The sequence below is a fragment of the Microcoleus sp. N9_A2 genome, from assembly GCF_036701775.1.
Classification (GTDB): Bacteria; Cyanobacteriota; Cyanobacteriia; order Cyanobacteriales; family Microcoleaceae; genus Microcoleus.
Genome location: NZ_JAUBRH010000017.1, coordinates 83,119 through 95,782 on the forward strand (window position 1 = coordinate 83,119; position 12,664 = coordinate 95,782).

Annotated in this window: 4 protein-coding genes; all 4 read left to right on the plus strand. The window is 45.5% G+C overall.

All coding sequences use genetic code 11. From position 1 onward, the window contains the following. Positions 1-159: 159 nt before the first annotated feature. The 4 genes from QUA44_RS13370 (at position 160) to QUA44_RS13385 (ending at position 12,288) form a co-directional block, all read left to right on the plus strand. Complete coding sequence (locus tag QUA44_RS13370; protein ID WP_333309716.1) at positions 160-8,106, plus strand: DUF7948 domain-containing protein; 7,947 nt, start codon at positions 160-162, stop codon at positions 8,104-8,106. Between the two features lie 320 nt (positions 8,107-8,426). Then, entirely contained in the window at positions 8,427-9,785 is a 1,359-nt protein-coding gene (locus QUA44_RS13375; RefSeq protein ID WP_333251744.1) for a cytochrome 450, read from the plus strand. 145 nt (positions 9,786-9,930) lie between these two features. Beyond that, entirely contained in the window at positions 9,931-10,476 is a 546-nt protein-coding gene (locus QUA44_RS13380) for a hypothetical protein (RefSeq protein WP_333251745.1), read from the plus strand. Positions 10,477-11,130: 654 nt separating this feature from the next. Further along, the gene (locus tag QUA44_RS13385) at positions 11,131-12,288 is read left to right on the plus strand and encodes a matrixin family metalloprotease (protein ID WP_333251746.1); all 1,158 of its coding nucleotides are present in this window, start codon (positions 11,131-11,133) and stop codon (positions 12,286-12,288) included. Positions 12,289-12,664: the final 376 nt, after the last annotated feature.

Genomic DNA, 12,664 nt, shown 5'->3' on the forward strand with positions numbered 1-12,664 from the left:
AGAGGTGTGTTTCTCTAGACTGTGCACAAGTCTAAAAATAATCTGTTTGTAATCAGGAATGCGAGTCCTTGCTGGTTAGTTGGGTAATAAGTATAGTCCTGAATGGAAACTTTTTAAAGTTTAGTAACATATCTTATAAATGAAGCAGGGATATCAGCTATGAACGCTCAAAATCAACAATCATCTTACGGTCAAATTCCCTTAAGTTTTATTGCAAATAATGGACAAACCGATCCATCTGTGAAATTCCAGGTAAAAGGCGCAGGTCACAGCATCTTTTTCAGTCCCAACGAAATCTCCTTCACTGCTTTCTCTACACCAACTGAACCGGGAAATCCAGCAACAGCAACTTCTGCGACTGTCCGCAGCAGCTTAGCAAACAGCAACCGCAATCCCACAATTTCCGGCTTGCAACAATTGCCGGGAGTTGCCAACTTTCTCTTAGGCGAAGATTCGAGTCAATGGCACACTAACGTCCCCACATTTAACGGCGTAGTTTATCAAAACGTATATCAAGGAATTGACCGCGTTTTCAAAGGAACAGAAGGACAACTTAAAAGCGAGTTTTTGGTTGCACCTTTGGCAGATCCGAGTCAAATTCGGATGAACTATAATGGAGTTAGCGATATCCGGTTGCGTGACGACGGAGCACTGATATTAGAAACACCGCTGGGCGAATTAATTGATAATGCACCGATAGTTTATCAGGACATCAACGGCACGCGGGTGAATGTTCCCGCTGCTTATAATTTATTAGGAAACGGTCAAGTTGGCTTTACTTTAGGAGATTTTGACCGCACTCAACCCCTCGTAATCGACCCGGTTTTAGCTTACTCGACTTACTTAGGCGGCAGCGGAAGTGAGGGTGCCAACCGCCTCGCGGTAGATAGCACTGGTGCGGCTTACATTATTGGCTCTACTAATAACAATTTTATTACTACTCCTGGTGCTTTTCAAACTACACCAGCGGGTCAAGCTGATTTCTTAGTTACCAAAATTAACCCCGAAGGAACTGCCTTAGTTTACTCTACTTATATTGGCGGTGCTGGCAATGAATATGGTTTGGGGATTGCGGTAGACAGTCAAGGTAATGCTTATTTAACCGGACAAGTCGATCCGGGATTCCCGACTACACCAGGTTCTTTTCAACCTACAGCACCTAATTACACTGCTGCGGTAACAAAACTCAATGCAGCGGGCAATGCGTTAGTTTATTCTACCTTTTTAGGCACGAGCAGCAGCGGCGCCCTAGGCAACGGCATTGCGGTAGATAGTAGCGGCAATGCTTATGTTACCGGGCTGACAGGCGACGGTTTCCCCACAACTCCCGGTGCATCACAGCCTACATCCGGGGGCGACATTGATGCGTTTATTACTAAAGTTAATCCAACTGGCAGTGCTTTAGTTTATTCTACCTACTTGGGCGGTAGCGCTCGCGAAGATGCTCAAGCTATTGCCATAGATAATAATGGTAATGCCTACATTACCGGCCTTACTTATTCGACGGACTTGCCGGGGGTTGATCTAGGCTTTCAAAATGCACTTCTCGGTCAGTATGATGGTTTTGTCGGTAAATTTGACGCGAATGGTGCGCGCGCTTATTCCACTTATTTAGGTGGCAGTGGCGACGATAAAGGTGCTGATATCGCTGTAGATAGTTCTGGAAATGCCTATGTTGTGGGAATTACAACTTCAACTGATTTCCCAACTAAAAATGCAATTCAAGCGGCTAATGCAGGTAGTGCTAATGATGCTTTTATAATCGAGTTAGGCTCTCTAGGTTACACTGCGATTTATTCAACTTATTTGGGCGGCAGCGGAGAGGACAACGGGCATCGCATTACTCTAGACAGTGCGGGTAATGTTTATGTTACCGGGGATACGACTTCAACTAATTTTCCGACTAAAAATGCTATTCAAAGTGTCAGTGGCGGTGGCAAAGATGCTTTTGTCACGAAAATCAATTCATCGGGTTCTGCTTTAGTTGATTCTACTTATCTTGGCGGCAGCGGCGACGACTACGGTAATGGTATTGCGGTAGATAATTCTGGTGCAGTTTATGTGGCGGGAGGTACTAATTCTACTAATTTGCCAACAGCAAATCCTTTGCAAGTGGCGAATGGGGGAGGTGACTCTGATGCTTTTATTACTAAACTAATTCCTGGGGGGCCGCAGGTAAAGATTATTGAGTCTGTCGGCAGCACTAATGTTGCTGAAAGCGGCACGACGGATACTTATACTGTTGTGCTGACTAATCAGCCTACTGCAAATGTGGCGATCGCACTCAACACCGGCACAGAAATTAAGCCGATTGCTGGCATTAGTTTCACTCCAACTAATTGGTTTTTACCGCAAACGGTTACAGTCAGTGCAGTTGATGATGCCGTCGCAGAAACTTCGCCACAGACTGGCCCGATCGCCCATACTGCTATCAGTACCGATGCTAATTATAATGGGGCGACTGCAAGTTTTACGGTTAACGGCACTGCCGGAAATACTGTCAATGCTAACATCACTGATAACGACACCGCAGGCGTTACTATTACTCCTGCTACTACGACTGCGACAGAAGGCGGTGCAAATGGCAGTTATAGCGTTACATTAAATACTCCACCGATCGCACCTGTGACGATTAACGTGGCTACAGGCAGTCAAATTCAACCGATCGCTGCACTGAATTTTACTGCAACTAATTGGAATGTCGCTCAAACTGTGGCGGTGGCTGCTGTTGACGACAATTTAGTTGAAGGAAATCATGCGGGGGCGATCGCCCATACTGCTACCAGTACCGATGTTAAGTATAATGGCGTCACAATTGGCGGTGTCAATGTCGCCATTACCGATAACGATACTGCGGGTTTCAGCGTTGCACCTACCAACATCACTGCTACAGAAGGCGGTGCAACTGGCAGTTACAAAATCCAACTCACTGCCCAACCGACGGCACCAGTTACTATTAGCTTTAATACTGGCAGTCAAATTAGCCCGATCGCCACACCGATTACTTTTGACAGCACTAATTGGAATGTTGCGAAAACTGTGACTGTGACTGCGATCGATGACAATCTAGCACAAGGAACCCACAGCGGCACGATCGCTCACACAGCTACCAGTACCGACGCCAATTATAACGCCAAAGCGATTCCCGATGTGACGGCATCGATTACTGATAACGATAGCCCCGGTGTTTCTATCGTGCAATCGGCAGGAAGTACAAATATTGCTGAAGGCGGTGCAACGGCTACCTATGGCGTGCTTTTGACTAGCGCACCTACTGCAAACGTGACGATTAATTTTGACGCGGGTACTCAAATTAGTACGATCGCACCTATCACTTTTACACCGACTAATTGGAATGTTGCTCAAAATGTGACTGTTAGTGCGATCGACAATAGCATAAACGAAGACACGCACAGCGGCACGATTACTCACACATCTGTAAGTACAGATACCAAGTATAACAATCGGACAATTTCTCCCGTGACAGCCACGATTGCTGACAACGATACCGCAGGCGTGAGTGTTTCACCTGCGAGTACAACTGCTACAGAAGGCGGTGTCACAGGCAGTTATACACTCAAGCTAAATTCGCAACCGACGGCACCGGTTACTCTCAGCTTTGAGGCGGAGAGTCAAATAAGTGCGATCGCCTCTGTTAGCTTCGACTCTACTAACTGGAATGTGGCGAAGTCAGTCACAGTCACGGCTACAGATGATGCGGTTGTCGAAGGAAATCATGCGGGCAGTATTTCTCATAGCGCTGCGAGTGCTGATAGCAAGTATAGTGCGATCGCAATTGGGGGTGTCAATGTCGCCATTACCGATAACGACACTGCGCCAACGCCAACACCTGTTACCCCAACGCCAACACCTGTTACCCCAACGCCAACGCCTGTTACCCCAACGCCAACGCCTGTTACCCCAACGCCAACGCCTGTTACCCCAACGCCAACGCCAACACCTGTTACCCCAACGCCAACACCTGTTACCCCAACGCCAACGCCTGTTACCCCAACGCCAACACCTGTTACCCCAACGCCAACACCTGTTACCCCAACGCCAACACCTGTTACCCCAACGCCAACACCTGTAGGCATTACCGATAACAAAACCCTATGGTGCGGTTTGGAAAAAGGATTAGACAAACTGGAAAACATTGTTAACGAACAACTCAATGTGTTCAAATTGCCAATTTTAGGGCGACTCAGCGGTATTTCTCCTAATTTTATTAGCGATTTCAAAAATAGTCTAGTCAATACGGTTAAAAATGCAACTGATTTCACACCTAGTCAGCTAGAAAATAGCATTCAGGAGGTTGTTGGTTCGGCATTCGATGTTAAAGTCGAGAGTAGTTCAAATCCCAATGACACTAACTTAGTCATTAAAATCGGCAAAAAATATCAGCTAGATAATATTAACTTTTCTGAAGATTTAGGGCTGCCAGCACTAGGCTTAAAAGTCAAAAAAACTCCGAAGCCTGGGAGTCAAATTTTCGCTGCACCGACTGGAAATCTATCTCGTTTTGCCAATTTATCCAATGAGATAGAAGCATCAAATATCAATTCCACTATCAGCGATTCAGACACATTAGCACCTGTTATAGATAGTGGTAATGTATCTCGGTTTAGTTCGAGCGTTCCTTCTCAAGCAGCGATTTCACCAGTTGCTTCTAAATTCTTAAATCTACCTGAGCAATTACCTAACTTTGACTATGAGTTATCTATTGGTGTCGGTTACAACAAAGATTTTGGCTGCTACATCGATACTGACAATACCAAATTAAACGCTAACTTTAAGTTAGCACTTCCTGAGAAATTCAAAGCTCAAGCTAACCTCGCTTTTTTACAAGCTGAATTTACCGACGATCCAGAAAATCCAACTCAACTCGATGCCAACTTTGAAGTCAAGTTGAATGACTTAGATAATCTGGGCGGGACTGATGATGGCAATCGTTTAACTTTGCCTGAGTTAGACGGCAGTTATCAGTTAGAAGACTTATTTCAATCTAGCTTAACCAGTAATGCCAATCTCGGTTTGCACGGCAAAACTAGCATCGACGGTGATGCTGCTTTTCCATCTTTTGACTTTGATTTAGCAGTCAATTGGCCGCTGATTAATTATAGAAACGGTCAATTAAAGAATTCGCCGTCGTCTTCAAATTCATCGAGTCTATCAAATTTCAATTCATCACTTTCATCTACTGCTAACTTTTCAACGTTTTCAGGGTTAAATCAATCGCTAGGTTCCTCAAACTCAAACACAGGCGCGAGTTCAAATTTATCTTCATTCTTGCCATCAAATAATCAGGGAAATATAGCTTCCCCAACCACCGACAATCCCTTTGCTGGATTGCCTAACCCGAAAGTCGAATTTAACAACCTCAAACTCGACTTGGGAACCTTTATTACTAACTTGGCAAAACCAATACTCACCACTGTTTCTGATATTATTGACCCTTTTAGACCCATTATCGATTTCCTAAATACAGACACTAAGTTACTGTCAGAACTTGGTGTGGCTGATTCCTTTGATAACAATCGAGATGGCCAAGTTTCGATCTTGGAACTGGCAACTAAATTCTCGAATGGTAATGTTGCCACTGACTTCTTAAATGCAGTTATCAAAATCGACGAAATCTCGCAATTGGCAAATAGCCTGTCAAACTCTTCAGGAAATATTGCCATCGATTTAGGTTCCTACAGTTTAGGGGATATTAATGTTACAAAACCCAATTCTAGCCTCAAAAACAAAACACCGATACTGAAAAACTCAGTGTCCGATATTTCTCAACAAATTAATTCTAAAACAGGCGGAAATAAAAAAGATTTTGTCAATAAATTCAAGAGCGTTCCGGGCATAGACTTGCCAATTTTAACCAAGCCAGAAACAGCCATTCAACTTCTTTTAGGAAAACCAGATGTTGTCCTTTTCACTTACGATATGCCTGAACTGGGATTAGACTTCAATTTTAGGAAAGAGTTTCCTATATTTGGGCCGATATCAGGGTTACTTGAAGCCAACTTTAATGCGTCAGCACATCTCGCATTTGGCTACGATACTTACGGATTAAAAGAATGGAAAGACGATGAGTTCGATGCGTCATCAGCCTACAAAGTTTTAGATGGTTTTTACGTGAGCGACCGCGCAAATCCAGACGGTACTGGTGCGGATGTTGATGAACTTAAAATCAATGCTGCTATTAAAGCAGGTGTCGGAGTAAATGCAGTAGTTGCCAGCCTTTATGGAACGGCTGGAATAGAAGGAAGCATAGGCATTGATTTAGTAGATATTGGAGAAAACAACGGCACAAGCGACGGTAAAATCCGAGGTTCTGAAATTGGCTCCCGCATTAGCAAACCCTGGGAACTTTTTGATATATCAGGTCAAGTTAATGCTTTTTTAGGGCTGGAGTTTCAAACTATAGTTCCTTGGGAATTTTGGGAAGGAAAACAAACAGTTTGGAAAAAAGATTTTGCCACATTTGAGTTAGCAAAATTTGGCACTGGAGAAAGTTCAAGAAAGAGCGGTAGCGGTGTTAACAGTTACCTGACTGGAGCAAAAGTTTTCTTTGATGCTAACTTTAACGGCATCCCAGATGAAAAAGAACCTTTCACAATTTCTAACGTCGATGGCAGTTTTAACTTAGATGTCTCTCTCCCAGAATTTGACAAAAATAACAGCGGCGAACTCGAACCGGATGAAGGCAGACTTGTCGTTACTGACGGCATCAATACGGCGACTTATTTACCGCAGCAAACGCCACTAACTGCAACACCAGATGCTACGGTGGTTACTCCTTTAACCACTTTGATGGAGAAGTTGGTTGCACAAGGTATTAATCTTAATGAAGCAGAGACTAAAGTTAAAGCAGCATTTGGAGTATCGCCAGCAATTGACTTGACTAGCTACGATCCGCTACAAGCAATTACCCAAAATGACTCTAACGGTTTGGCTGTTTATGCAGTGCATATTCAGGTACAAAATGCAATTGTTTTGACAACGAATCTGATTAGCGGTGGTTCCAATATTGCTAAAACTGAAATTGCCGATCGCCTAATTTCTACCATTGCTAACCAAATTCAATCCGGCGCTCTCGATTTAACCAATCCCGCCCAGTTACAAACCGTCATTCAGTCAGCCGCCACTCAACTGCAAGCACAGACAGCATCTAATCTTGCACCGGAAGTTGCTAAAATTATCGCAGAAGGGAATCAGCGGGTATGGGCGATCGCCTCCAGCAACCTCCCATTAGCAGACGCAGCAACTAAAATTGCCAAGGTACAACAAGTAGAACAAGGTGAAGTTGCCAAAGACTTGCAGCAAGTCGCGATCGGCAGCAAAACAATTCAAGAGGTGATCGCCGAAAATACAGGCACATCCTTAGACGCACAAATTCAATCAGCAACCGTCAATAACCCAACAATTCGCCAGAGTGTAAACAGTGACTCCACTCCGGCCCAACCTTCACCCGACAGCGGCATAGAATTAGTCAACAATTCCCCGAATCAAAAAATCGGTACTGATGGCGACGATACTCTAGGCGGCGACAGCAGCGACGATGTTTTCAGCGGCAAAAAAGGGAATGATTTGATATTTGGTTTTAACGGCAATGACTGGATTAATGGCAATCAAGGCAATGACTTAATCAATGGCGGTTTTGGCGACGATACCCTTTACGGTGGCAAGGGAATTGATACTATCACCGGTAGCGACGGTGGCGATATCATCTTTGGCAATCTAGGTGATGATATCCTAGAGGGTAGCACTGGCAATGATACTGTACGTGGCGGGAAAGGTAACGATCTGTTAATTGGCGGTGATGGCGACGACTTCCTCAGCGGTGAAATGGGAGATGATACTTTACTGGGAGGCATCGGGAGCGATCGCTTCTTACTATCTATTGATGCGGGCATCGATACTGTTGCCGATTTTGAAGATGGCAAAGATTTGCTAACACTCGCCAGTGGCGTTACTTTTTCGCAATTGGCAATTACTGAAAGTAATGGCATAACTCAGATTAGTTTGGCCTCAACCGGAAAAGTTTTTGCTTCTCTAACTGGAGTGTCTTCGAGTCTGATTGGTGTCGCCGATTTTGCCTCAATCTAATAGCAAGTAGTCGCAGATAACCACGGTTATCTGCGACTCTCAGAAATTGGCGCTAATACTTAAAAACTAGAGAGTATATATACTTACCAGCAATCGTGATAAATTACAGTCAATCTCCGGAACCAGGTTAGACTTGGACGCAAACATATTCAGTAGAATTAATCTATATTGCCACGACGTTCACCAATAAACATGGCTATAGTTATACTTACTGATTTTCGCATTTCTGGGGGTATTGAATCCTACTCAATAAGGACTCAATACCCTCTTGCTGCTAAAGGCGAAGCGTGTTATAGCCAGAGGATTTCGGAGGAATTATCATGAACCTAAATTTAGATACTATTTTCTCACCGCTGATGAACCCCGCCCTGAATGAGTTTCAGGCTTGGGCTTTGCAAAACCCAGAGGAGGGGCTCAGCAAAACGATGCTGCCCGCGATCGCCCTAATTGAGGGTTTAATTGCCAACGAACCCACCTATTTGCAAATAAAACGGCTGGCTTTCGGGGCTAATTTTTGCTGTGCGGGACAAGTAGTGATGGGAGAGTTTGCAACACTCGAACAAGCACTCACATCGCCCCAGGCGCGCGGATGGAGGCTGGGTACTTCTGTGCTCGATCCGGATCTCTCCCCCAACCAAGATGTGGGCGGTAGGAACCTGTTTTTGCTGTCTTTGTCCGATCGCGAACCAGACGGTAGCAGCAACCACGCAGCCTTCCGAAGCTGTATGCAGAAGTATCTCTTCAACAGTGCGACAACCACTCGCCAAGGAGACGAAATCAGCAGACGGTTACTCGATCGCCTAGCATCAGATTATACCGAGATGCCGCACGGTGCGGGGGGAGCATTTTTTACCGATGTCAGGCGCGGTTGGATGGGATTTTTAGTCCCATACTTGCACTACGTAATTTTTGGGATTAACCCAGATGACAAGCCTGCGATCGAACTTCTCACCGATTTACACTACATCCGCCAAAGCCCCACGCACTACTTCGCCGTCGCCGGCAGCCTGCTGCAAAGCCTGAACCTGTTTGGACATGGGGATTTGTCTGCTCTCATCGAGCGCGCGGCGACGATTTACGAAAATTCTCCCGCTTTAGCAGACTTCGAGGAGATCTCGGAAAACAACGGGATGACTCGGCGGGAATTGGCGAAGCTGATGACAGCGATTATGGGGATAGCGGGACTGCAAGGCCCCCTGCACCTAGGTTACACGGCTATGGGATACCGCCCTCTTCCCGCGTATAAAGGAACACATACGGCCGAAATTAATCCGACTGAGTTTTGGGACGCTCTCGATTTGGACGATCGCCAGTCGATCAAGCTTTTCCTCCTGGAATGTGCGCGCCTCTGGGCTCCCGTCAGCGCCACGCACCGAGTCGCCACAGAGCCATTTACCGCCACGCTAGGGGGCAAAGAACGCACTTTCCCTGCCGGCACCAAGGTACTGATACCGCTCAGTCTAGGGCTGCTTGACGGGAGTTTCTGGGGATCTACAGTGTACGAATTCAACGCTAACCGCGAGAATTTGTGCCCTTATCATATGGGTTTTCATGCGGTGGGCGATCGCAGCGCGGGACGGATTTGCCCCGCTAAAGACGTTGCAATGAATATGCTGGTGGATGTGGTGAGTACAGTTGGTAAAGTTCGGCGATCGTCGCAACCTAATTTGCAGGGATAATTAATCCAAAAGTGCGATCGCATAAGACAGACAGCGGTTTCAACCGATCCTACACAAACTTTCGTCCGCTCCCAGCGGACTAAGAAATAAAGGGGGTATCTAACAGGACACGAAATCACACTTATTTTCGAAGTTAAATAATACCATGTTAATCGAAACAAAGAAACTAAAAGACATCGCAACTTGGATGAAACCAGAGCATCCCCCCGAATTCCCCGAAGCCCTCCAAGGTATCTTCTTTATGGACGGGAATATTTTGCCAGACTATTGTCTGACGATGTACAATTCAGAATGGAATGCTAACCAACGAACGTTATTGCTGCGGATTTATAATCCAGTTGTCTGGACATTTCATTCATCAATGGCGGGACGGATGTTACTTTATGCCGTCAAATTTTCTCGCTTCAGCTACTTGTTCCGCTTCTCGGATGCAGCTTTGCAGCACGGGCACATCACACCAATCGTGTTTGGATTGTCTGTACCACCGTGGCTGATGGATTTTTTGATCGATCGAGATCCGAACACTCCGAATGGGGATATTTGGGATCGCAGAAACTCGTTTTTTGGCAGAGCTCCTGAAAAAGGCTATACACTCCGCAGAGTTGTAAACAAAGATGGAAACCCCACATCAGCGTTTCCAGATTTTTTGTCGAAAGTTGGCAGTGATTGTTTAATCATTGCTCAAGAGTGAAAAGATTTAGGTTTAGGAAAACTACAAAACCCGCTTAATTCGGCGGGTTTTTGCGATCGAAGCGGCGGGATTTGAATCGGCGACCTCTACTATGCCAAGTTTGATATGATAGCCTATAAAGGCTATGCAGTAAGCTCTCCCAGGCTCTTGTCAATTATTGATATCAATACTTTGGATAGTGTTTGATTGCCAACCTTAAAATAAGGGTTTCAGGGCGATTGCGCCATCGAGATCCGAACGAAAAATCAAGGGTTTCAGACTCCTGTTTAAAAACTGTCCGGACTATTGATCCTTTACAGTGTAAAGCGGGAAACTAGAATGGGATATCACGAGTTCCCTGTAAAGTGCGATCGCCCTCTCATCATGCAATATTGAGGGTAGGAAGTCTATCCGAAGCCACTTATCAGCCTAACAAAAAATCAGGGTTTCATAAGGATCTAAGTCAGTCTACACAAGCTCAGGACATCGCATTTATCTAGGTCAGTGTTTACAGGTTTGTAGTTTCTATTTGCTGAAGCTACTGCGTTCCCACTTGATTCAGGTAAATGAAAATAAACATTCTCAAAATAGCTGGTTCTTTGGAAGGACTTTTGCCGCGATTCAGCACAGGTTGGGAATTAAACTCCCTAGGTATTCACTTGGAAGGAATTTGTCATGACTAAACTTTCGGAAATCGACTCTGATCAAGTTGAGCAATTACTAAAACGCATCGAACAACTTGAAGCTAAGCTCTGCCTCAAAGCTGGCTCAGGTAGCGCAGAATATGGCAAGGAAGCACAACATTTTTGTGCTATGCCAAAGGTTCCTCCACGCATCTTCGATCCGAGCGTGTCGCCGGAGCGTGTTCGTCTAATACAGTTAATCCAGAAGAAGTGGGTTAACGGTACAAAATTACGTTATTACTTTTTTGAGAGTGGCCCAAATTCAGGCCCGAATGAGCAGAAGGAGATTGTCCGCCAAGGGTTTGAGGTGTGGAAAAAGGTAGGGATTGGTATCAAGTTTGAGGAGGTTCGGAACATCAGCGAGGCAGAGATAAGAATCGGCTTTGTGCAAGGGGATGGAGCTTTCTCATATATTGGCCGCGATGCGCTCGATATTCCTAAGCAAGGCGAGCGAACCATGAACTTTGGCTGGGATCTTCGGCAAGATCCCCGTGGGGTAGATGTCCCTGTTCACGAGATCGGCCACGCCTTAGGTTTCCCTCACGAACACCAAAACCCGTTTGCTGGTATGGTATGGGACGAAGAAGCCGTTTATAAATATTTTGGTGCTCCTCCTAACAATTGGGACCGAGAGACAACTTTTTATAATGTGCTCCAAAAGCTTGAAGTAGGAGAAGTTGAGGGGTCACAGTGGGACCCCAACTCAATCATGCACTACGCTTTTGCAGCGGGACTGATTGAGAAACCTGTGGATTACCACAAAGGATTAAAGCCGGCTGGCGGACTTTCTGAGCACGATGTGTCGCAGGTACGATTATTTTATCCCCCGCTTGATGACTCGAATTATACAGAACTTAAACCGTTCCATTCGGAGATTCTGTCCCTCGCGCCTGCTGAACAGAAAAACTTTGCGATCAACCCCTCTGCTACCCGAAGCTATACAATTGGGACTTTCGGACAAGCAGATACAGTCATGGTTCTGTTCGAGGATCAGAGTGGTGATTTGAAGTATGTTGCTGGTGACGACGACAGTGGCACAGACTTGAATTCACAAATCAATGTTCGGCTTTATAAAGGTCGGCGGTATGTGCTGAGAATCCGCTTATACTCTAACTTGGCTGCAGGCGAAGCCTCAGTGATGCTTTGGTGATGGCGGCCGCAAAAGTTTAGAGAGAAAAGCGATTTCTCAAAGTAGTGCATGGCAACCCGTAGGGTATATGGGGCAAGCTATTTTGTCTTTTTTCTCCCAATAGAAAGCGGGTAATTTGCTCATCAAGCAGCAGGCTGTGCGCGAGGAAGACGGGTTTAGGCTGATTGGGGTCTGAAACGAGGTACAGCAGGTTGTGGTGACTTAGGGGGGCAGAGAGCCTCCTGTCTCCTGCCTCAAAACTCCAATTTCTAGCTTGGTTGCTTTCATTGAGATACTTCCCAGGTAGGACACGGCGCTGTGCAACCGAAAACGATATTACTTCTGGCTCATCAGAGTTTATTTGCCATGATTATACAGCGTATTCCAGGTTCATAAA